This window comes from Micromonospora sp. CA-249363, from assembly GCF_050950185.1.
In the GTDB taxonomy this organism is placed as follows: Bacteria; Actinomycetota; Actinomycetes; order Mycobacteriales; family Micromonosporaceae; genus Micromonospora.
On the sequence record NZ_CP192020.1, the window covers coordinates 2,585,081 to 2,606,818 of the forward strand.

General features: G+C 74.3%; 15 protein-coding genes. 13 read left to right on the forward strand and 2 right to left on the reverse strand.

The annotated features are described in order from the left end of the window. Window positions 1–78: 78 nt before the first annotated feature. On the forward strand, window positions 79–3,807 hold the full coding sequence (locus ACQPZK_RS11900; RefSeq protein WP_433538338.1) for a S8 family peptidase: 3,729 nt from the start codon (window positions 79–81) through the stop codon (window positions 3,805–3,807). An 81-nt stretch (window positions 3,808–3,888) separates the two neighbouring features. On the opposite strand, the gene ACQPZK_RS11905 is transcribed toward ACQPZK_RS11900, so the two are convergent. Continuing rightward, window positions 3,889–4,989, reverse strand: a complete 1,101-nt coding sequence (locus ACQPZK_RS11905; RefSeq protein ID WP_433538339.1) for a helix-turn-helix domain-containing protein — start codon at window positions 4,987–4,989, stop codon at window positions 3,889–3,891. 102 nt (window positions 4,990–5,091) lie between these two features. Here ACQPZK_RS11905 and recN point away from each other — a divergent pair, with 102 nt between their 5' ends. The 9 genes from recN to ACQPZK_RS11950 all read left to right on the forward strand — a co-directional run bounded on the left by recN (window position 5,092) and on the right by ACQPZK_RS11950 (window position 17,871). Continuing rightward, window positions 5,092–6,849 (forward strand): DNA repair protein RecN, encoded by a 1,758-nt coding sequence (gene recN, locus ACQPZK_RS11910; protein ID WP_433538340.1) that lies wholly within the window; start codon window positions 5,092–5,094, stop codon window positions 6,847–6,849. Window positions 6,850–6,968: 119 nt separating this feature from the next. Continuing rightward, window positions 6,969–8,147, forward strand: coding sequence for a putative cytokinetic ring protein SteA (gene steA / locus ACQPZK_RS11915; protein WP_405433895.1), 1,179 nt, complete (start codon window positions 6,969–6,971; stop codon window positions 8,145–8,147). Between the two features lie 27 nt (window positions 8,148–8,174). Next, window positions 8,175–9,116, forward strand: coding sequence for a copper transporter (locus ACQPZK_RS11920; RefSeq protein WP_433538341.1), 942 nt, complete (start codon window positions 8,175–8,177; stop codon window positions 9,114–9,116). Window positions 9,117–9,159: 43 nt separating this feature from the next. Next, window positions 9,160–10,026, forward strand: coding sequence for a hypothetical protein (locus ACQPZK_RS11925; protein WP_433538342.1), 867 nt, complete (start codon window positions 9,160–9,162; stop codon window positions 10,024–10,026). Between the two features lies 1 nt (window position 10,027). Further along, window positions 10,028–11,719, forward strand: a complete 1,692-nt coding sequence (murJ, locus tag ACQPZK_RS11930; RefSeq protein ID WP_433538343.1) for a murein biosynthesis integral membrane protein MurJ — start codon at window positions 10,028–10,030, stop codon at window positions 11,717–11,719. A 31-nt stretch (window positions 11,720–11,750) separates the two neighbouring features. Next, on the forward strand, window positions 11,751–12,899 hold the full coding sequence (locus tag ACQPZK_RS11935) for a glycosyltransferase family 4 protein (RefSeq protein WP_433538344.1): 1,149 nt from the start codon (window positions 11,751–11,753) through the stop codon (window positions 12,897–12,899). Then, on the forward strand, window positions 12,899–15,313 hold the full coding sequence (locus ACQPZK_RS11940) for a hypothetical protein (protein WP_433538345.1): 2,415 nt from the start codon (window positions 12,899–12,901) through the stop codon (window positions 15,311–15,313). The genes ACQPZK_RS11935 and ACQPZK_RS11940 overlap by 1 nt, the downstream gene beginning before the upstream one ends. A 163-nt stretch (window positions 15,314–15,476) precedes the next feature. Beyond that, a complete protein-coding gene (locus ACQPZK_RS11945) occupies window positions 15,477–17,228 on the forward strand; it encodes a CTP synthase (protein ID WP_433538346.1) in 1,752 nt (583 codons plus the stop codon). Window positions 17,229–17,265: 37 nt separating this feature from the next. Then, on the forward strand, window positions 17,266–17,871 hold the full coding sequence (locus ACQPZK_RS11950; RefSeq protein ID WP_433538347.1) for an NUDIX domain-containing protein: 606 nt from the start codon (window positions 17,266–17,268) through the stop codon (window positions 17,869–17,871). An 87-nt stretch (window positions 17,872–17,958) separates the two neighbouring features. On the opposite strand, the gene ACQPZK_RS11955 is transcribed toward ACQPZK_RS11950, so the two are convergent. Next, entirely contained in the window at window positions 17,959–18,282 is a 324-nt protein-coding gene (locus ACQPZK_RS11955) for a TM2 domain-containing protein (protein WP_433539186.1), read from the reverse strand. A gap of 225 nt (window positions 18,283–18,507) precedes the next feature. Between ACQPZK_RS11955 and ald the strand changes: the two genes are divergently transcribed. The 3 genes from ald (at window position 18,508) to ACQPZK_RS11970 (ending at window position 21,722) form a co-directional block, all read left to right on the forward strand. Next, a complete protein-coding gene (gene ald / locus ACQPZK_RS11960; protein ID WP_433120255.1) occupies window positions 18,508–19,623 on the forward strand; it encodes an alanine dehydrogenase in 1,116 nt (371 codons plus the stop codon). 11 nt (window positions 19,624–19,634) lie between these two features. Continuing rightward, the gene (locus tag ACQPZK_RS11965; protein WP_433538348.1) at window positions 19,635–20,615 is read left to right on the forward strand and encodes a site-specific tyrosine recombinase XerD; all 981 of its coding nucleotides are present in this window, start codon (window positions 19,635–19,637) and stop codon (window positions 20,613–20,615) included. Window positions 20,616–20,798: 183 nt separating this feature from the next. Then, window positions 20,799–21,722 (forward strand): ParA family protein, encoded by a 924-nt coding sequence (locus ACQPZK_RS11970; RefSeq protein WP_357120878.1) that lies wholly within the window; start codon window positions 20,799–20,801, stop codon window positions 21,720–21,722. Window positions 21,723–21,738 lie beyond the last annotated feature (16 nt).

Consider the following 21,738-nt stretch of genomic DNA (forward strand, 5'->3'; position numbering starts at 1 on the left):
GGTTGTGCGCTGCGTCGCAGACTCCGATCGGTCCTTATCCACGGATGTCGGGCCCGAAGGAGTGAAGGAGCGCATCGCATGCACTGGTCCCCCCGCTGGCTCAGCGCCGGCGCGGTCGGCGCGTTGGTGGTCGGCCTCGCCGCGCCGGCGTCCGCCGAGCCGCCCGTCCGGCCCACCGGCCCGAGCCTGGGCGCGTCCGCCCCGGCCGTCGCGCCCGTCCGCATCACCCTCATCACCGGCGACCAGGTCGAACTGTCGCCGGCCGCGCCGGGCCGGGTCGCCGCCACCGTACGCCCGGGAGCCGGGCGGGAGCGGATCATCTTCCAGACCCTCGAGGTCGACGGTGGGCTGCGGGTCGTGCCCAGCGACGCCGCGCCCTACATCTCCAGCGGTGTCCTGGACGCCAACCTGTTCGACGTGCAGGAGTTGGCCGCCGACGGCTACGGCGACGCCGCGCAGGGCGCGCTGCCACTGATCGTGCGCTACCAGGAGCCGTCCGCCGGTCGGGTCCGGCCGCTCGGCGGCGTCACCGACGCCCGGCCCCTGCCGAGCATCAACGGCGCCGCGGTGCGGGTCGGCAAGGCTGACCTGGGTGGCCTGTGGACCACGCTCGCCGGTACGCCGACGACCCGGACGACGACGACCCGGACGACGACTCCCCGGTTGGGCGGCGGTGTCGCCCACGTCTGGCTGGACGGTCGGGTGCGCCCGACGCTGGAGCACAGCGTGCCGCAGATCGGCGCTCCGGCGGCCTGGGCGGCCGGCCGCGACGGCACCGGCGTGACGGTGGCCGTGCTCGACACCGGGGTCGACGCCACCCACCCCGACCTGGCCGGGCGGATCGCCGAGGAGCGGGACTTCTCCGGCAGCGGCAGCGCCCGGGACGGCCACGGCCACGGCACCCACGTCGCCGCCACCATCGCGGGCAGCGGCGCGGCCTCGGCGGGGCTGCGCAAGGGCGTCGCCCCGGGCGCGCGGCTGCTGGTCGGCAAGGTGCTCGACGACGGCGGCTCCGGCTACGACTCGGCCATCATCGCCGGCATGGAGTGGGCCGCCCACTCCGGCGCGAAGGTCGTCAGCATGAGCCTCGGCGGCGGCCCGACCGACGGCACCGACCCGATGAGCCAGGCGGTGGACGACCTGACCGCCGAGACGGGCGCGCTGTTCGTGATCGCCGCCGGCAACTCGGGCCAGGCGCGGAGCGTCAACGCGCCGGGCGCGGCCACGGCGGCGCTGACCGTCGGCGCGGTCGACCGCGACGACAACCTGGCGGACTTCTCCAGCCGGGGACCGCGCGTGGGCGACAACGGCATCAAGCCCGAGATCACCGCGCCGGGCGTGGGCATCGTCGCCGCGCGAGCCGCCGGCACCACCATGGGTACGCCGGTCGGCGACGCCTACACGGCGGCGTCCGGGACGTCCATGGCCACCCCGCACGTGGCGGGCGCGGCGGCGATCCTCGCCCAGGACCACCCGGACTGGAAGGCCGGCACGCTCAAGGACGCGCTGGTGAGCACCACGAAGGCGAACCCGGAGCTGACCGTCTTCGAACAGGGCGGCGGTCGCGTCGACGTGGCGCGGGCGCTGACCCAACGGGTGTACGCGTCGGCCACCGCGGACTTCGGCCGGGTCAACACCGGCGGACCGGTGGCCGAGCGCAGTGTGACGTACACCAATGGCACCTCCGTCGCGCGGACCCTGCGCCTGGCCCTGGAGCTGCGCAACCTGGACAGCGGCGCGGCCGAGACCGACGGCGTCGCCGTCGGCTCGGGCGAGGTGACCGTGCCGGCGGGCGGCAGCGTGGCCGTGCCGCTGCGCGCCGACCCGGCGAAACTGGCCCGGGGTCCGCACGGAGGATGGCTGGTGGCGACCGGCGCGGACGGCGTCGCCGTGCGCACGCCGGTGGGCCTCACCGTCAGCGGACCGCAGCACGACGTCACGATCAAGGTGCTGGGCCGTCAGGGTCAGTTGACCCTCTCGCCCGCCCTGACCCTCTTCGGTGAGCAGCCGGAGTCGGACTACTGGGGCTGGTGGCCGGGCGAGGGCACCCTGCGGGTCGAGGAGGGCACCTACCTGCTGACCGCGCTGGTCGAGCACGGCGCTCCCCTGGACGAGCAGTTGACCCAGACCGTCGAACCCGAGCTGACCGTCGACCGGGACCTGACGGTCGTGCTCGACGCCCGCAGAGGCACGCCGGTACGCATCGAGACGCCGAAGCCCAGCGAACAGCGGGCCACGCTCAGCTTCTACGTGCACCGGGTGCTGGGCAACGGCCGGCAGATCGACCACGGCGTCATGGCGTACAGCACCATCCAGCAGGTCAACGTCACGCCGACCCGTCCGGTGCGTCAGGGTGAGTTCGAGTTCGCCTCCCGCTGGCAGCTCGTCGCGCCCATGGTGGACGCCACGGTCACCGGTGTGTCCGCGCCGTCGGACATCAACCTGCTGGGCTCGTCCCCGGCGCCGACCGGCCGACGCACGCTGCCGCTGGTCTGGGCGGGCACCGGAACGTCCGCCGAGCTGACCCGGGTGCGGGGCGCGGCGGCGTTGCTCACCACCGATGAGAACCGCAGCGAGGACGAACAGGTGGCCGCGGCGGCGGCGGCCGGCGCGGCGGCGGTGCTGATCGTGCGCCCCGAGGACCAGAGCGCGTGGACGGTCTGGCGTCCGGAGGGGGAGCGGCTGCCCGTACCGGCGATGGTCGTGGCGTACGACGACGGGCAGCGACTCATCGCGGCGGCCCGCAAGGCTCGCGCCACGCTGGACCTGACGCTGACCGTGGACAGCCCCTACCTGTACGACGTGTGGCAGGTGTCGAAGGGGCGGGTGCCGGAGCGCATCGTGCACACGGTGACCGCCGGAAACACCGCCGAGGTGACCGCGCGCTACGGCGACACGGGCGCGGGTTGGGCCACCGAGGAGCGGTTCGGCTGGCGTCCGTGGCAGGAGTACGCCTGGAACGACGACCAGCGCCTGGTCCACAACGGCACCACGCGGCAGGAGTTCGTCAGCGCCGGTGACAACTGGTGGCAGCACCGGGTGCTGCACAAGCAGATGTTCATGCAGTGGGGGCAGTTGACCGGTGGCCTCACCCAGGAGCCCCGCCAGTATGCCGCCGACGACCGCGAGACCGAGTCCTGGCACGCTCCGGTGATCCGTCCGGCCGTGCCGGCGAGCGGCGCGCCGGTGCCGACGCGGACGGGCGACGTCCTCGACGTGCGGGTGCCCGAGTTCGTCGACGCTGACGGCCACTACAGCGTGGCGGGCGACAGCGAGGAGTCGGACACCGTCGAGGCCCGCCTCAGCCGCGACGGGCGGCAGATCGCCGACCTGTCCGACGGCTGGGCGCCGGTGTCGACCACGGCGGCGGCGGCCCGCTACCGCCTCGACGTGACGACGCGGCGGGCCTCGGACGAGTGGCGCTACGCCACCCGGACGGACACGGCGTGGCAGTTCACGTCGGCCCGCCCGGCGGGTGACGCGGCCACGCCGCTGTCGCTGCTGCAGGTGGACTACCGGGTGCCGGCCGACCTGTCCGGCACCGTGCCCGGCAACCGTCCGCACCAGGTGGGGCTGACCCTGCGCCAGCCCGCCGGGGTGGCCGCTCCGAAGGGCGCCGGCCTGACCGTGCAGGTGTCGTTCGACGAGGGCGTCACCTGGCGGTCCGTACCGACCCATGGGTCGGGCGTCCGCTACACGGCGATGGTGCCGGCCGGACGCGGAACGGTGTCGCTGCGGGTGCACGCCGCCGACCGGGCCGGCAACACCGTCGACCAGACGGTGCTGCGGGCGTACGGGCTGCGCTGATCGCCGGACCGGCCGGGCCCACCGTCAAGGCGACGGTGGGCCCGGCCGCGTCCCTCGTCGCGCCACGGCCGCAGCGCCAGGTCAGAGCCAGCCGCGCCGGGCGACCTGGAACGCCAGCCCGGGACGGGTGTCGACACCGGCGGCGTCCATCAGGTCGGCGAGCCGGCGCTGCACCGTGCGGCGGCTCACCCCGAGCTGGGAGGCGATGGACTTGTCCGGTACGCCGGCCACGAACAGCGACAGCAGCCGGGCCTCGTCGGCGTCGGGCCGGTAGCCGTCGGCCGGACGCTCGTCGCCGGTGTCGCGGCGGTCGCCACTGGAGCCGCTGCCGCGGCGGTCGCCGCTGGAGCCGCTGCCGCGGCGGTCGCCGCTGGAGCCGCTGCCGCGGCGGTGTTCGGTCGTCGCGCCGGGGAGCGGGTCGTCGAGTCGCAGTCGGGTGGCGACCCGCCAGTAACTCTCGAAGAGGGCGAGCAGCGCGTCGAGCAGTTGGCTGCGGCCGATCACCGCGGCGCTCGGCTCGCCGTTGCCCCGGTCGGGCACCAGCGGACAGATGGCGGTCCGCCCGTCCACGATGGCCAGTCGGACCGGCAGCCGGTCCAGCACCCGGGCCTGCTCACCGGCGGCGACCCCCTTGGTCAGGTCGGCCAGCGCGCCCGGTTCGAGCAGCAGGTCCCGCTCGTAGATGGCGCGGTAGCTCACCCCGCGGGCGAGGGCGTCGAACTCCTCGACGTTCTCCGGGCCGGCCATGGCGAGGGGGTTGGCGCGGCAGAACCACAGCACCTCCTCGCGGGCCGAGTTCTGCAGGTCGCGTAGGCGGTCGCGCAGCGCCCGTCCGCCACGGATCACCTCGACCAGATGGTCGACGTGGTGGCGGCGTAGGCCGGCGCGGTACTCCTCGGCCAGTTGGGTGACCCGGTGGCGGGCGGCCTCCAGGTCCTCCTGGCGGCGCAGCAGCGTGGCGCCGAGGGCGACGTCCGGCGCGGTGGGGTACAGCGGGGCGTCCGGATCGTCGTCGGTGGGCTGCACGAGACCCTTGGCCCGCAACGCCTCGACCTGCTCGACCACCTGCGCCCGCGGCCAGCCGAGCCGGGAGACCAGTTCGTCGAGGCGGGCCGTGGTGAGCTGGAGCAGGCAGCGGTAGAGCGCCTCCTCGGCGGGAGTCAGGCCGATCACGTCCAACACGGGGCAAGACTGTACGTCGGCGAGGTCACGACCGCACCGGGGCCCGGTCGTGGGGCCCGTCGGCTGGTCAACTGTCGGCCCTCGCGTCTACTGTCGGGTGCTGTGCTGGAAGAGCTGCGCATCACCGGACTCGGCGTCATCGAGGACACCACGCTGCCGTTGACCGGGGGCATGAACGTCATCACCGGCGAGACCGGTGCCGGCAAGACGATGGTGGTCACCGGCCTCGGCCTGCTCTTCGGCGGCCGGGCCGACGCCGGGCGGGTCCGTGCCCAGCCGGGCCGGGCCGTGGTCGAGGGGCGGCTGCGCCTCTCCGGGCGCGTCGCCGACGCGGTGCACGCCCGGATCGGCGACGCCGGTGGCGAGCCCGACGAGGACGGCTCGCTGCTGCTGAGCCGTACGGTGACCGTGGAGGGCCGCTCGCGGGCCCACCTGGGCGGCCGGAGCATGCCCGTGTCGATGCTCGGCGAGGTCGGCGAGCAGGCGGTGGCCGTACACGGCCAGTCCGACCAGCTGCGCCTGCTGCGTCCGGCCGAGCAGCGGGCCGCCCTGGACCGGTTCGCCGGACCGGCGCACGAGAAGCTGCTCGACGCGCTGCGCGAGGCGTACACCGGTTGGCGGCGGATCGTCGACGACCTGGCCGACCGGCGGCGCAACGCCCGCGAGCGCAGCCAGGAGGCCGACCTGCTGCGGCTCGGCCTCGACGAGATCACCCGGGTCGACCCGCAGCCCGGCGAGGACGACGAGCTCAAGACCGAGGCGCAGCGGCTGGAGCACGCCGAAGGGCTGCGCACGGCCGCGCAGCTGGCCCAGCAGTGCGTGGCGGGTGGCGCGGAGGCGACCGACGAGACGCCGGACGCGGCGGCGCTGCTCGGCACGGCCCGGCGCACCCTGGAGGCGCAGGCCGGCACCGATCCCGCGCTGGGTGAGCTGGCGGCCCGCCTGGAGGAGGCGGCCACCCTGGTCACCGACGTGTCGGCGGAGCTGTCGGCGTACCTGGCGACGCTGGACGCGGACCCGGCCCGGTTGCAGCACGTCTACGAGCGGCGGGCCGCGCTGCGCACGTTGACCCGCAAGTACGCCGACGACGTCGACGGGGTCGTCGCCTGGGCCGAGCGGGCCCGCACCCGACTGTCCGACCTGGACACCTCCGACGACCTGCTCGACGAGCTGGACCGGGAGGGGCAGCGGCTGGCCGGCGAGGTGGCCGACCTGGCCGCCCGGGTGTCGGCATCGCGGCAGGAGGCGGCGGTCCGCTTCGCCGACCAGGTCACCGTCGAGTTGGCCGGTCTGGCGATGCCGCACGCGCGGATCGAGGTGGCGGTGCTGCCCCGACCCGCGGGCCGGGCCGAGCCGTCGTTGACGGTCAACGGCGTCGAGGTGGGCGTCGCGGCCGACGGCGGCGACGAGGTGGAGTTGCGACTGCTGGCCCATCCGGGCGCGCCGTCGTTGCCGTTGCAGCGCGGCGCCTCCGGCGGTGAGCTGTCCCGGGTGATGCTCGCCATCGAGGTGGTCTTCGCGGGCTCCGGCGGTCCGCCCACGCTCGTCTTCGACGAGGTCGACGCGGGTGTCGGCGGTCAGGCCGCGGTGGAGATCGGTCGGCGGCTCGCCCGGCTGGCCCGCAGTCACCAGGTGTTGGTCGTCACGCACCTGCCGCAGGTCGCCGCGTTCGCCGACCGGCACCTCGTCGTGGCCAAGGACACCGGCGGCGCGGTGACCACCAGCGGCGTACGGGTCGTGGAGGACACCGAACGCGCCCGCGAACTGGCCCGGATGCTCGCCGGTTTGCCCGATTCGGATCTGGGTATCGCTCACGCCGAGGAGCTTCTGGCGGTCGCGGCGAAGGAAAGGCGGTTGTGACGCCGCGTATTGTGGGCGCAAGCACACCGGCTCCCGCAGGCGTGTGCTTCCCTGGGTAGGCGGCCCTGCTCAGGCATGTCGCGACAGAAAAGCCTGCCTCACATGCCAGGATGGTCACGATGCGTCTACCCACGTTGCGCCGGAACCGGAATGCCGAACCGGGCAGAGTCCTCGGCACCGCGCGCCTTGATCGCCGAACGAAACGCCTGGTCGGCCGGCTTCGCCCCGGTGACATCGCGGTCATCGACCACGTCGACCTGGACCGGGTGGCGGCCGACTCGTTGGTCGCTGTCGGTGTCGCCGCGGTCCTCAACGCCAAGCCGTCGGTCTCCGGCCGCTATCCCAACCTCGGGCCGGAGGTGTTGATCGCCGCCGGCATCCCGCTGCTGGACGATCTCGGCGAGGGCGTCTTCGAGCGCATCCGCGAGGGCGACCAGGTACGCATCGAGGGCAACACCGTGTTCGCGGGCGAGGAGCCGGTGGCGCACGGCACCCTGCAGGACGCCGAGTCGGTCGCCAAGGCGATGGCCGACGCCCGCGAGGGGCTGTCGGTGCAGTTGGAGGCGTTCGCCGCCAACACGATGGACTACCTGCGCCAGGAACGCGACCTGCTGCTCGACGGCGTCGGCGTACCGGACATCCAGACCCAGATCCAGGGCCGGCACTGCCTGATCGTGGTCCGGGGGTACGACTACAAGGCCGACCTGGACGTGCTGCGCCCGTACATCCGGGAGTTCAAGCCGGTGCTCATCGGCGTGGACGGCGGCGCGGACGCGCTGGTCGAGGCCGGGTACACCCCAGACATGATCATCGGGGACATGGATTCGGTCACCGACGACGTGCTGCGCTGCGGCGCCGAGGTGATCGTGCACGCCTACCCGGACGGGCGGGCGCCCGGCCTGCCCCGGGTCAACGGGCTCGGCGTCCCGGCCATCACGTTCCCCGCCGCGGCGACCAGCGAGGACCTGGCGATGCTGCTGGCCGACGAGAAGGGGGCCTCGCTGCTGGTCGCGGTCGGCACCCACGCCACCCTTGTCGAGTTCCTCGACAAGGGGCGCGGCGGGATGGCCTCGACGTTCCTGACCCGGCTGAAGGTCGGCGGCAAGCTGGTCGACGCCAAGGGCGTGAGCCGGCTCTACCGGCAGAGCATCTCCGGTTCGTCGTTGTTGCTGCTGGTGCTCTCGGCGATCGCGGCGATGGCCTCCGCGGTGGCGGTCTCCACCGTCGGGAAGGCGTACCTGGGTGTGGTCGCCGAGTGGTGGGACAATTTCGTGTTCCAGCTGTACCGGCTCTTCTAGTTCCCGACCGATCAAGAGGCTGCAAGCGTGATCAACTTCCGCTACCACGTGGTGTCCCTCACCGCGGTCTTCCTGGCCCTGGCGATCGGCCTGGTGGTCGGCACCGCCGCCCTCAACGGCCCGGTCGCCGACTCGCTCAAGCAGCAGGTCACCGGGCTGCGCAAGGACAACCAGCAGTGGCGTCAGCAGGTCGCCAACATGGAGAAGCAGCTCGGTCTGGAGGAGGAGTTCGCCGAGGAGATGTCGCAGGTGGTCCTGCCGGGCACCCTCAGCGGCCGGCGGGTGGTGGTGCTCAGCCTGCCGAACGGTCGTGACCACACCGAGGGTGTGCTCAAGAAGCTCCAGCTCGCCGGCGCCACCATCACCGGTCGGGTGGACCTGCAGGACAAGTTCCTCAACCCGGACAACAACTCCAATCTGCTGGAGCTGGCCGTCACCGCCGCCCGGCCCACCGCGCAGACCACCGGCCTGCCGGGCAACGGGCACGGTGTGGAGACCTCCAGCGCGCTGCTGGCCAGCGTCCTGCTGGACCGCGCCCAGGGCACCGCTCCGGTCAGCGACGCCGACCGGCGGGCGGTGCTCGCCGCGTACAACAACGCCGGCTACCTGACCACCGACAACAACAAGGTCACCGGCCCGGCGGAGGCGGTCGTGGTGGTCAGCGGCCAGCCGTACGTCGACAAGGACTCCGAGAAGCGGGACGAGTCGGTCGTCAAGATCGCCGAACAGTTCGACCGCACCGGGGCGATCGTGGTGGGCGGCAACGGCTCCGCCGGCGGCAACGTGGTGTCCGTGGTCCGTGGCGACCCGGTGCTGTCGCAGACGATCTCGACCGTCGACAACGCCAACACCGTCCAGGGTCAACTGGTCACCAGCCTGGCTCTGGTGCAGCAGCTCACCGAGAAGAAGGCCGGCCAGTACGGCGTCGGCGACAACGCCGCGTCCCTGCTGCCTAGACTGCCCCAGTGAGCGAACGACGTACCGCCGTGTCCGTAATCGACGAGGTGCCGGCATGAGCACACTGGGACGGCTGCTGATCGCCGCCGCCGGAGCGGCCGCCGCCCGGTACGCGCTGCGCGAGGTGCGGACCGCCCCGGTGGGGCCGGCGCTTGAGCGCACCAACTTCCGGGGCCGCACGGTGACCCTCGCCGCCGGCCCGGCCCTCGCGGCCGGCGCGACCGCCGCGGGCGCGTTCGGCGCGACGAGCGCCGCCACCGGTGGGGCCGCCCTGGTCGCCGGTCTCGGCGCGGGCGGTGTCGGGCTCTACGACGACGTGGTCGGGGCGCGGCCCGAGCAGAAGGCGGCCAAGGGCTTCGCCGGGCACCTCGCGGCGCTGCGCGAGGGGCGGGTCACCGCCGGGCTCGTCAAGGTGGTCGGGGTGGGCGCGGCCGGCCTGGGCGCCGCCGCGCTGCTCGCCGCCGATCCCCGCGTCGCCGCGCACCCGCGCCGGCAGCGCCACGGGGCGTTCGGCCGGGGCGTCGACGTGCTGCTGGGCGCCGGCGTGATCGCCGGAACCGCCAACCTGCTCAACCTGCTCGACCTGCGACCCGGCCGGGCCATCAAGTCCGGGCTGCTGCTCGCCGCGCCGCTGACCGGCGGTCCGCACGGCGGGATCGCCGCCGGTGCCGCCGGTGCCGCCGCCGGCCTGCTCGGCGACGACCTGTCCGAGGACGTCATGGTCGGCGACAGCGGCGCGAACGCGCTCGGCGCGCTGCTCGGCGTCGCGCTGGCCGCCCGCAGCGGCCCGCTCGGCCGGGCCGGTCTGCTCGCCGTGCTGGCCGGGCTCACCGCCGCCAGCGAGAAGGTCAGCTTCACGGCGGTGATCCAGCGAACCCCGGGTCTGCGGGAGCTCGACGCACTGGGCCGGCGCACCGACTGACGTGACCAGACCGGCCCCCCTCGCCGGCGCCGGCCGGGTGGCCGGGGCAGCCGCGCTCATCGCCGCCCTCACCGTCCTCAGCCGGCTCGCCGGCTTCGGCCGGACCGCCGTGTTCACCTGGAGCCTCGCCCCGACCGACCTCGGCGGCGCCTACGTGGTCGCCAACGCCGTACCGAACTTCATCTTCGAGATCGTCGCCGGTGGCGCGCTGGCCAGTCTCGTCGTACCGCTGCTGGCCGGCGCGGTCGAGGCCGGTGACCGTACGACGGTCGCCCGGACCACCGGCGCGTTGCTGACCTGGACGCTGGCCCTGCTGGTGCCGCTCGCGCTGCTCGTGGCGCTGTTCGCCGGCCCGGTGGTCGAGTCGCTGGGGCACCACCTCACCGACGCCCAGCAGCACAGCGGCGTACGGATGCTGCGGGTCTTCGCGCCGCAGCTCCCGCTGTACGGGGTCGGCATCGTGCTCACCGGGGTGCTCCAGGCACACCGCCGCTTCGCCTGGCCGGTGCTCGCCCCGCTGCTGTCCAGCCTCACCGTGATCGTGGTCTACCTGGGGTTCACGGCCACCCAGGGCCGCTACGCCACGGTCGGCGGGGTGAGCCCCGGCGGCGAGGTGTTGCTCTCCGCCGGCACCACGCTGGGCGTGGTGGTGCTGTCGCTGTCGCTGCTCGTCCCGGTCCGCCGGTTGGGACTGGGGGCGCGGCCCGGGTTCGGGTTCCCCGCCGACGCGCGGGCCCGGGTCGGCGCTCTGGCGGTGGCGGGCGCGGTCACCGTCACCACGCAGCAGATCGCCCTGATCGTCAGCCTGAACCAGGTGACCGCCGGCGCGCGCAGCAATCCCGGCGTCTACAACCTGGCGCAGACCGTCTACCTGCTGCCGTGGGCGGTGCTCGCGGTGCCGCTGGCCGTGGCGGCGTACCCGACCCTCGCGGCGGCGCGCTCGGTCGGCGACGAGGACGCCTACCGCGCGACCCTCGCGCCGGCCGTGCGCGGGGTGCTGCTGTTCAGTTGCCTCGGCGCGGCGGCGCTGGTGGGGACCGCGGGGCCGGTCGGGCACTTCTTCTTCCCCGCGTCCACCGCGCCCACCGCCGCCGCCGCGATCATCGGGTACGCCCCGGGCCTGGTCGGCTACGGCCTGTTCGCGATCCTCACCCGGGCGCTCTACGCGCGCGGGCAGACCCGGGCGGCGACGGTGGCGACCGCCGTCGGCTTCCTCGTGGTGCCGGTCGCGGTGCTGGCGCTCGGCCGGATCCTGCCGCTGACCGACCGGGTGCTCGCCGTGACGACCGCGAACTCGGTGGGCATGGTGGTGCTGGGTGCGCTGCTGGTCGTCGCGGTGACGCGGGCCGCCGGTGCGGCCGCGCTAGCCGGGGCGGCGCGCGCCGGGGCGGCCGGCGTCCTCGCCGGGCTGCTGGCCGCGCTCGCCGGTCTGGGCCTGAGCCGGTGGCTCGACAGGCTGGACGGCGGCACCCCGACGACGGCCGTGGCGCTCGGTCAGGGCATGCTGTCCGGGGTTCTGGTCGGTGTCGTGTTCCTCGTCGTGGTCTGGTTCGTCGACCGGCGGGACGTACGGCCGCTACTGACCGCGGTGGCCCGCCGCCTCCGGCGGGGCCAGCGGGGCCAAGCCGGCACGTCCACGCCGGGCGCGGTGCCCCCGGAGCGGGGCGACGGGAAGGAGACGGCGGTTCGGTGAGCGTTGTCAACACCAACCGGCGGTGGCCGGCATGACGGAGACCAACGGCTGGTCGGGCGCTGTGGCGCTGGTGCTGGCGTCCAGCACCGGTGGGGTCGGCCAGCACGTCCGTTCGGTGGCGCGCGGGCTCGTCGCGTCCGGGGCCACGGTGCTGGTCTGTGGGCCGGCGGCGACGCAGGAGCAGTTCGACTTCACCGGCGTCGGCGCGCGTTTCGAACCGGTGGAGATCCCGGCCAGCCCGACCCCGGCCGACGCGCGGGCGGTGCTCGCCCTGCGGCGGGTGCTCGCCACGGCCCGTGTCGACGTGGTGCACGCGCACGGCCTGCGCGCCGGTCTCGTCGCCGTCCTGGCCCGGCCGACCGCGCCGCTCGTGGTGACCTGGCACAACGCGGTCCTCGCGGGCGGGTTGCGCGGCGGGGTGTCCCGGCTCGTCGAGCGGGTGGTCGCCCGGGGCGCCCGGGTGGCGCTCGGGGCGTCCGCCGACCTGGTCGAGCGGGCGGCCGCGCTGGGCGCCGCCGACGCGCGGCTCGCCCCGGTCGCCGCCCCGACGTTGCCCGTGCCGCGTCGGCGTCGCGCCGCCGTCCGCGCCGAGTTCGGGGTGGGACCGGAGCAGCCGCTCATCCTCTCCGTGGGGCGGCTGCACCCGCAGAAGCGCTACGACGTGCTTGTCGACGCGGCGGCCCGCTGGCGGACGCGTACCCCACCGCCGGTCGTCGTGATCGCCGGGAGTGGCCCGGCGTACCTGGCGTTGGCCGCCCGGATCTCGGCGGCCCGTGCTCCGGTGACCCTGCTGGGGCACCGTACCGATGTGGCCGACCTGCTCGCCGGCGCGGACCTCGCGGTGGTGACCAGCGAATGGGAGGCGCGGCAGTTGTTCGCCCAGGAGGCGATGCGGGCCGGCGTCCCGTTGGTGACGACGGCGGTGGGCGGCCTGCCGGAACTGGTCGGTGACGCCGCCGCGCTGGTCCCCTCGGTCGACGTGGACGCGGTCGACGCGGCGGTGCGCGCGCTGCTGGACGACCCGGCGGCCCGGGCCGACCTCGGTCGGCGCGGCGCCGAACGGGCGGCGACGTGGCCCACCGAGGCGGACACGGTCACCGTGCTGGCGGCCCTCTACGCCGAACTCGCCGCCCACCCGGCGGCGCCCGGCTCCGACGCGCCCCTGACGGGACACCGGTGATGGTGCGTCGACTGGCCCCGGCCCTGTTGACCGTGCTCGTGGTGGCGTTGGGCGTCGCCGCGCTGGCCGTCCGACCGCCGCAGGGCACGCCGCAGCGCACCGCCGACTTCGTGGTGCTCGCCGGCATCGCGGGGCTGCGCTGGGAGGACGTCGACCAGCAGAGCACGCCGACGCTGTGGCGGATGGCCCAGGAGGGCTCGATCGGCTCGTTGTCGGTGCGGTCCGCGCACCGGCCCACCTGCCCGGTGGACGGCTGGCTGACGCTCGGCGCGGGCAGTTTCGCCGGATGGAACGGCGCCCGCCCGGACGGCGGCTGTCCGCCGGCCTCGGTGGCCGTGGAGCAGCCGGACGGGATCGGCGCGAACCTCCCCGACCAGGAGAGCGTGGTCCAGTACAACCAGCAGCGGCTGCCGTGGGGGACCCTGCCCGGGTCGTTGTCGGAGTCGGTGCGCTGCTCGGTCGCCGTGGGGCCGGGCGCCGCAGTGGCCGCCGCACGGCCGTTCGGCCGGGTCGACAGGTACGCCGCGGGGCTGCCGGCCGATCCGCGTCGGCTGCTCGGCTCGTGCGTCCTGAGCATCGTCGACCTCGGCACGATCGAGGGGACCGACCCGGCGGCGCGCGCCGCGGAGGCGCGGGCCGCCGACGCCCAACTGGCCCGGGTCCTGGCCGCCCGCCCGCCGCGCTCGCTGGTGCTGGTCGCCGGCATCTCCGACACCGAGCGGCCGTCGCGGCTGCACGTGGCGATCGCCGACGGGCCGGGTTGGGAGCGGGGTTGGCTCACCTCGGCCAGCACCGGCCGGGACGGTTACCTCCAGCTCGTCGACCTCGCGCCGACGGCGCTGGCCGCGCTGGGCCGGCCGATGCCGGAGCGGCTGTTCCTCGGCCGGCCGGCGGTCAGCACCGGCGGCCGGCCGGCGGACCTGACGGAGGCGATCAACGCCCCGGCGGACGCCGACCGGGAGGCGGCCGCCCAGCGGACCGTCTCCGGCGGGTTCTTCACCCTGCTCGCCGGGGTGCAGGTGCTCCTGGCCCTGGCCGTGCTGCCGTTGCTGCGCCGCGCGCGGCCACACGCCGGCCCGACCGGTCCGACCCCGATCCCCGCCCGGGTCGTGGCGGTCGTCGAGCTGGTGCTGGTCGCGGCGGCGTTGACCGTTCCGGCCGCGTTGCTGGCCGACGCCGTCCCCTGGTGGCGCGGCGGGCACCCCGGGTGGATCTTCGCCGGGGTCACCGCGCTGCTGGTCGCGGGGGGCACGGCCGCGGTCCGCTTCGCCCCCGGGTACGCGAAGACCCTCGGCCCGGTCGGCGCGGTGGCCGGCCTGACGACCCTGGTGGTCGGCGTGGACGTGCTGACCGGGGCCAGCCTCCAGCTCAACGGCGTGGTCGGCTACTCGGCGTTGCAGGGTGGCCGCTACGCCGGGCTGAGCACGGTCGCGCTGGGCGTGTTCCTCGCCGGCGCGCTGGTGACCGGCGGATGGCTCGCCCAGCGGGTGCACCGTCGCTGGCGGCCCGCCGTGATGGTCGCCGTCGGCGGCCTCGCCGTGGTGGTGGTCGGCAGCCCGTACCTGGGCGCCGACCCGGTCGGCGCGATCGCGTTGACCGCCGGCCTGAGCGTGGCGGCGGCGATCAGCGCCGGTGGCTGGCTGACCATCAGTCGACTGGCCTGGGCCACCATGGCCGCCCTGGCGGTCGGGATCGGCTTCGCCGTGGTGGACCTGCGCCGGCCGGCGGCCGAGCGGGGGAGCCTCGGCCGGTTCCTGTCCGCGGTCGGCGACGGCACCGGCGGTTTCACCGTGCACCGGTCCAGCACCGCGAACTTCGAGACGTTGGTGAACAGCCCGTTGACCGTGCTGGCGCTCGCCGGCGGGCTGCTGGTGTGGTTCGCCCTGCTCCAGCCGTGGGGTGGGCTGATGCGGTTGTTCGGCATCTACCCGGCGGTGCGGGCGGCATTCGCCGGCACGGCGGTCGCGGCGGTGCTGGGCGGTGTGCTCGACGGCGCGGCCCTGGACGTGGCCGGCGCGGCGGCGGCCCTGGTGGTGCCGATGGCGGCGCTGGCGTCGCTGCGGGTCCTCGGGCACGCCGCCGACCGGACCCGTCCCGCCACGGGCCGTGCGCGGGAGAACGAGGCCGACGACGACTCGGGTTCCGGGGGCGACGGGCCAGCCGGCGGGGGGAGCGGTCCGACCGGCGGCGGTGGTCCGCTCGGAGCGGGTCACCCTCGGCCGATCGGCGGTTCGCCCGCCGCGCCACCCCGTACGGTCGTCCTGCGGCCGGACCCGGACGTGTCCTCGGGCTCCCCGGTGGCCGACGGGCCCGGACGGCCGGAGGGTCCGACGGCGGGCGCTACGGCCACCGCTCCGGCGCAGCGGCGTCCGGCGGACGCGCCGGCGCCATCGAGCGGGGTTGCCGCCTCCTGACCGTCGGGTGTCGCCGGGGTGGCCCGTTCCGGTGCCAGCCGGGGTGCGGCCTGCGAGTACCCGTCGCGGAGGTGTTACCGTGGAATCCCGTGGATCGCGTGATCACTTTGCTGATCGAGCACGGCGGTCTGCATGACCGCGACAGACGACACGGGAGCAGGCCTTGGCCCCATCAGCACGGACGACCAGGCACATTTTCGTCACCGGGGGCGTCGCCTCCTCGCTGGGTAAGGGCCTCACCGCCTCCAGCCTCGGCAACCTGTTGACCGCGCGCGGGCTCCGCGTCGTGATGCAGAAGCTCGACCCCTACCTGAACGTCGACCCGGGGACGATGAACCCGTTCCAGCACGGCGAGGTCTTCGTCACCGAGGACGGCGCCGAGACCGACCTCGACGTCGGGCACTACGAGCGCTTCCTCGACCGGGCGCTGTCCGGCAAGGCGAACGTCACCACCGGGCAGATCTACTCCGACGTGATCGCCAAGGAGCGGCGCGGCGAGTACCTGGGCGACACCGTCCAGGTCATCCCGCACATCACCAACGAGATCAAGTCGCGGATCCTGGCCATGGCGGACCCGGACGAGGACGGCGTCCTGCCCGACGTGGTCATCACCGAGGTCGGCGGCACGGTGGGCGACATCGAGTCGCTGCCGTTCCTGGAGGCGATCCGTCAGGTCCGTCACGACCTGGGCCGGGACAACTGCTTCTACCTGCACGTCTCGCTGGTGCCGTACCTGGCGCCGTCGGGCGAGCTGAAGACCAAGCCGACCCAGCACTCGGTGGCGCAGCTGCGCAACATCGGTATCCAGCCGGACGCCATCGTGCTGCGCTGCGACCGGGAGATCCCGGAGAAGCTCAAGGAGAAGCTGTCGCTCTACTGCGACGTCGACCGCGAGGCGGTCGTCGCCGCCCCGGACGCGCCGAGCATCTACGACATCCCGAAGGTGCTGCACCGCGAGGGCCTCGACGCGTACGTGGTGCGCCGGCTCGGTCTGTCGTTCCGGGACGTGGACTGGGCGAGCTGGGACGACCTGCTGGAGCGGGTGCACCGTCCCCGGCACACGGTGACCGTCGCCGTGGTCGGCAAGTACGTCGACCTGCCCGACGCGTACCTGTCGGTGAGCGAGGCGATCCGGGCGGCCGGGTTCGGTAACCGGTCCCGGGTGCAGCTCAGGTGGGTGCCCAGCGACGAGTGCGTCACCCCGGCCGGCGCGGCGGCGGCCCTGGCCGGCGTGGACGGCATCCTCATCCCGGGCGGGTTCGGCGTCCGCGGCATCGAGGGCAAGATCGGCACGGCCCGGTACGCCCGGGAGAACAACATCCCGCTGCTCGGCCTCTGCCTCGGCTTGCAGTGCATGACGATCGACGTGGCCCGGCACCTGGCCGGCCTCGACGGCGCCAACTCGCTGGAGTTCGACGAGCAGGCCGCGCACCCGGTCATCGCCACGATGGCCGACCAGGAGGACATCGTCGCCGGCAAGGGCGACCTGGGCGGCACCATGCGGCTCGGGGCGTACCCGGCGACGTTGACCGAGGGCTCGATCGTCGCCGAGGCGTACGGCAGCACCGAGATCAGCGAGCGGCACCGGCACCGTTACGAGGTCAACAACGCCTACCGGGACGCGCTGACCAAGGCGGGCCTGCACATCTCCGGCACCTCGCCGGACGGCCGGCTCGTCGAGTTCATCGAGCTGGACCGCGACCTGCACCCGTTCTTCGTGGCCACGCAGGCGCACCCGGAGCTCAAGAGCCGCCCGACCCGTCCGCACCCGCTGTTCGCGTCGTTCGTCAAGGCCGCCGTGGCGTACTCGCAGGCCGACCAGTTGCCGGTCGACCTCGAGGCCGCCGCGGAGGCCCCGTCGGCCCGCAAGGCCGCCCGCAACGGCGTCGCCACCAAGGCCGCGTCGGCGTCATGAGCGAGCGGACCAGCAGGCCCAGCAGCGGGGCGACGGCGTGAGCGGGCTGGAGCACCGGTACGAGGTCCGCTCCCGCGAGGAGCGCTACCGGGGGCGGATCTTCGACGTGGTCACCGAGGAGGTGACCATGCCGGGCGGCGGTACCGCTCGGCGGGATCTGGTGCGGCACGTCGGGGCGGTGGCCGTGGTGGCCCTCGACGACGCCGGCCAGGTCGTGCTGATCCGCCAGTACCGGCACCCGGTCGGCCGGCACCTGTGGGAGCTGCCGGCCGGGCTGATGGACGTCTCCGGCGAGGAGCTGCCGGCCGCCGCGCTGCGGGAGCTGGCCGAGGAGGCCGACCTGACCGCCGGGCGGATCGACGTGCTCGTCGACCTGCACAGCTCGCCCGGGTTCACCAACGAGCTCGTGCGGGTCTTCCTGGCCCGGGACCTCGTCGACGTGCCGGCCGACGAGCGGCACGAGCGCCACGACGAGGAGGCCGACCTCCAGGTCGTCCGCGTCGACCTCGACGAGGCGGTCGGCATGGTCCTGGCCGGCGAGATCACCAACGCGTCCGCGGTGGCCGGGCTGCTCGCGGCGGCGCGCGGCCGGGACACCGGCTTCGCGGCGCTGCGCCGGGCGGAGGCGCCGCTGCCGCGCTGAGCGCCGCCGCCGGTCCCGCCGATCATCGAGTACGCGCCAGAGGGGCCCCGCCATCGGCGGGGCCCCTCTGTATGTCCGAGCGGATGGTCAGTCCCGCAGCGGGCGACCCTGCGCGTCCGTGCCGCCGTTGACGAGGATCAGGATGCCGTCGATGAGGCCCCAGAGGCCGCCGGCGCCACAGGTCACCAGGCTCACGACGAGCTGGAGAACGGCGATCTTGGTGTGTCCGGTGTAGAACCGACCGGCACCGAAGGTGCCGAGCAGGATGCCGAGGATGCCCGCGACGACCTTGCTCTTGTCGGAGACGCCCGGGGCGTACCCGGGCTGGTAAGGAGGAGTGGTCATGGGCGGACACAATAGTGATCCACTCGCCTGCTGTCCGTACCGCCACGCGGCAGATGGGACGATAATGGGCGAACACTGTCCTGACGGCTGAGGTGACGTCCACCGCCGGCCCGGTCCGTGCCCTGACACTCCGTCAGGTCACCCGGGCACCGGATGCCACTGTGCTGGCTCGTTGCGGCACCGGACGCGCCTAGACTGCCGCCGGCGGGACCGGTGGACCGCGGCGGCAATGGGGCCGTCGTGGCGCCGAGCGGTCGGGGTGACGCAGCCCCGAAGAGAGGTGTCTGCATCGTGAAGGTCGGAATCCCACGCGAGGTCAAGAACCACGAGTACCGCGTGGCGATCACGCCGGCGGGCGTCAACGAGTTCACCCGCAGCGGCCACCAGGTCTTCGTCGAGTCCGGCGCCGGTGTCGGCTCCAGCATCACCGACGAGGAGTTCGCCGCCGCCGGCGCGAAGATCCTCGCCACCGCCGACGAGGTGTGGGACACCGCAGAGCTGGTGCTCAAGGTCAAGGAGCCGATCGCCGAGGAGTACCACCGGATGCGCGAGGGGCAGGTCCTCTTCACCTACCTGCACCTGGCCGCCTCCAAGGAGTGCACGGACGCGCTGGTGGACCGGAAGGTCACCGGCATCGCGTACGAGACGGTGGAGCTGCCCGACCGGTCGCTGCCGCTGCTCGCGCCGATGTCCGAGGTGGCGGGTCGGCTCGCCCCGCAGGTGGGCGCGTTCTACATGATGCGTACCGGCGGCGGTCGGGGCGTGCTGCCCGGCGGCGTCTCCGGCGTGTACGCGGCGAAGACCGTGGTCATCGGGGCCGGCGTCTCCGGCATGAACGCCGCCGCCATCGCGCTGGGCCTGCAGTCCGAGGTGCTGCTGCTGGACAAGAACGTCGCCCGGCTGCGCCAGGCCGACGCGATCTACCGGGGGCACCTGCAGACCGTCGCCTCCAACGCGTACGAGATCGAGCGGGCCGTCCTCGACGCCGACCTGGTCATCGGCGCGGTGCTGGTGCCCGGCGCGAAGGCCCCGACGCTCATCTCCAACGAGCTCGTCTCCCGGATGAAGCCGGGCAGCGTGCTCGTCGACATCGCCATCGACCAGGGCGGCTGCTTCGAGGACTCGCGCCCCACCACGCACGCCGACCCGGTCTACAAGGTGCACGAGTCGATCTTCTACTGCGTGGCCAACATGCCCGGCGCGGTGCCGAACACCAGCACCTACGCGCTGACCAACGTCACCCTGCCGTACGCCCTCGAACTGGCCAACCAGGGCTGGCGCGACGCCCTGCGCAACGACCCGGCGCTGGCGCTGGGCCTCAACACCCACGACGGCCAGGTCACCTACGGGCCGGTCGCCGAGGCGCACGGCATGCCCGTGCTCCCGCTGGCCGAGGTGCTGGGCTGACCGACTCCACGATGAGGCGGGCCGGTGCGGGCGTCGAACCCGCGCCGGCCCTGCGTCGTGCCGTCCGCGGGTACCTCGACCACCTCACCGTCGAACGCGGCCTGTCCGCGAACACCCTCGCCTCGTACCGCCGGGATCTGGACCGCTACCTCACCACCCTCGCCGCCGCCGGCGTCGCCGACCTCGCGTCGGTCGCCCCCGGCGTCGTCGAGTCGCACCTCGCCCGCCTGCGCGCGGGCGACGACGACCATCCGCCCCTGGCCGTGTCATCGGCCGCCCGCGCGGCCAGCGCGGTCCGTGGCCTGCACCGGTTCGCCCTGCGGGAGGGGCTGGCCGGCGCCGACCCGAGCCGCGACGTCCGCCCGCCCACCCCGCCGCGCCGGCTGCCCCGCGCGCTGGGAGTCGACGACGTGGTCCGGCTGCTGGAGACCGCCGGGCCGGTCACCGCGACCGGCGACGGCGCGTCGCTTGCGCTGCGGGACCGGGCGCTGCTGGAGTTCCTGTACGGCACCGGCGCGCGCATCTCCGAGGCGGTCGGCGCGGCGATCGACGACCTGGACGTCGACGAGGGCGCCGTGCTGCTGCGCGGCAAGGGCGGTCGCATGCGCCTCGTGCCGATCGGCGGGTACGCCGTCGACGCGGTCCGCGCCTACCTGGTCCGGGCCCGCCCGGCGCTGGCCGCCGCGGGCCGGGGCACCCCGGCCGTGTTCCTCAACGCCCGGGGCGGCGCGCTGTCGCGCCAGGGCGCCTGGATGATCCTGCGGCACGCCGCCGCCCGCGCCGGACTGCCGGTCGACGGACCGTCGGCGGTGTCCCCGCACACCCTGCGCCACTCGTACGCGACCCACCTGCTCGACGGCGGCGCCGACGTCCGGGTCGTCCAGGAACTGCTCGGCCACGCCTCGGTGACCACCACCCAGGTCTACACCCTCGTCACCGTCGAACGGCTGCGCGAGGTGTACGCCACCGCCCACCCGCGCGCCCGCGACTGAACGCCCCGGCAGGCGTCGGCCCCGACACGCCGGGCCGGTGCCGAACGCCCTGCTGGTCGGTGGCGTACAGTCGGCATCGGCGCGGACCTCCTGGGGCGACACGACCGGGGTGCGCAGCGGCGCCGCGAAGGACGTCGGACGGCTCCGACGCCGGGTGGGTCGTCGGGAGGGGGCAACGAGCACATGGCTGGCAACGGTGACCGTGCCGAGACGTGGACGTCGGAGCTCCGCGAGCAGCAGGCCGCGCTCGGCAACGATCTGGGTCCGGCCGACCCGGCCGCCTACACGATGCGCAAGCCCATCCCCGAGCCGATGCCCACCGATCGGCACGGTCCGGCGCGCATCATCGCGATGGCCAACCAGAAGGGTGGCGTCGGCAAGACGACCACCACCATCAACCTGGGCGCCGCTCTCGCCGAGTACGGCCGCAAGGTGCTGCTCGTCGACTTCGACCCGCAGGGCGCGCTCTCGGTGGGCCTGGGGGTCAACCCGCACAACCTCGACCTGTCCGTCTACAACCTGCTCATGCAGGACGACGTGACCGCCGAGGACGTCCTCATCAAGACCGACGTCGCCGGCCTGCACCTGCTGCCGGCCAACATCGACCTCTCCGCCGCCGAGATCCAGCTCGTCAACGAGGTCGCCCGCGAGATGGCCCTGGCCCGGGTGCTGCGCTCGGTCCGCAAGGAGTACGACTACATCCTGATCGACTGCCAGCCGTCACTCGGCCTGCTGGCGATCAACGCGCTGACCGTCGCGCACGGCGTGCTCATCCCGCTCGAATGCGAGTTCTTCAGCCTGCGCGGTGTGGCCCTGCTGCTCGACACCATCGACAAGGTCCGCGAGCGGCTCAACTTCGACCTGGAACTCGAAGGCATCCTCGCCACCATGTACGACAGCCGCACCACCCACTGCCGCCAGGTGCTCCAGCGGGTGGTCGAGGCGTTCGGCGACAAGGTCTACCAGACGGTCATCACCAAGACGGTGAAGTTCCCCGAGTCCACCGTGGCCGGTGCCCCCATCACGACGATGGACCCGGCCTCCTCCGGGGCGCGCAACTACCGTCAGCTGGCCCGCGAGGTGATCGCCGCCCAGTCGGAGCGGTAGCCGGACGTCCCGGTGC

Bases quoted from the DNA above. Each gene is read 5' to 3' on its own strand.
- ACQPZK_RS11965 (WP_433538348.1), top strand. From the start codon at position 19,635: ATGAGGCGGGCCGGTGCGGGCGTCGAACCCGCGCCGGCCCTGCGTCGT.
- ACQPZK_RS11935 (WP_433538344.1), top strand. From the start codon at position 11,751: ATGACGGAGACCAACGGCTGGTCGGGCGCTGTGGCGCTGGTGCTGGCG.
- ACQPZK_RS11900 (WP_433538338.1), top strand. From the start codon at position 79: ATGCACTGGTCCCCCCGCTGGCTCAGCGCCGGCGCGGTCGGCGCGTTG.
- steA (WP_405433895.1), top strand. From the start codon at position 6,969: ATGCGTCTACCCACGTTGCGCCGGAACCGGAATGCCGAACCGGGCAGA.
- ACQPZK_RS11970 (WP_357120878.1), top strand. From the start codon at position 20,799: ATGGCTGGCAACGGTGACCGTGCCGAGACGTGGACGTCGGAGCTCCGC.
- ACQPZK_RS11940 (WP_433538345.1), top strand. From the start codon at position 12,899: ATGGTGCGTCGACTGGCCCCGGCCCTGTTGACCGTGCTCGTGGTGGCG.
- ACQPZK_RS11925 (WP_433538342.1), top strand. From the start codon at position 9,160: ATGAGCACACTGGGACGGCTGCTGATCGCCGCCGCCGGAGCGGCCGCC.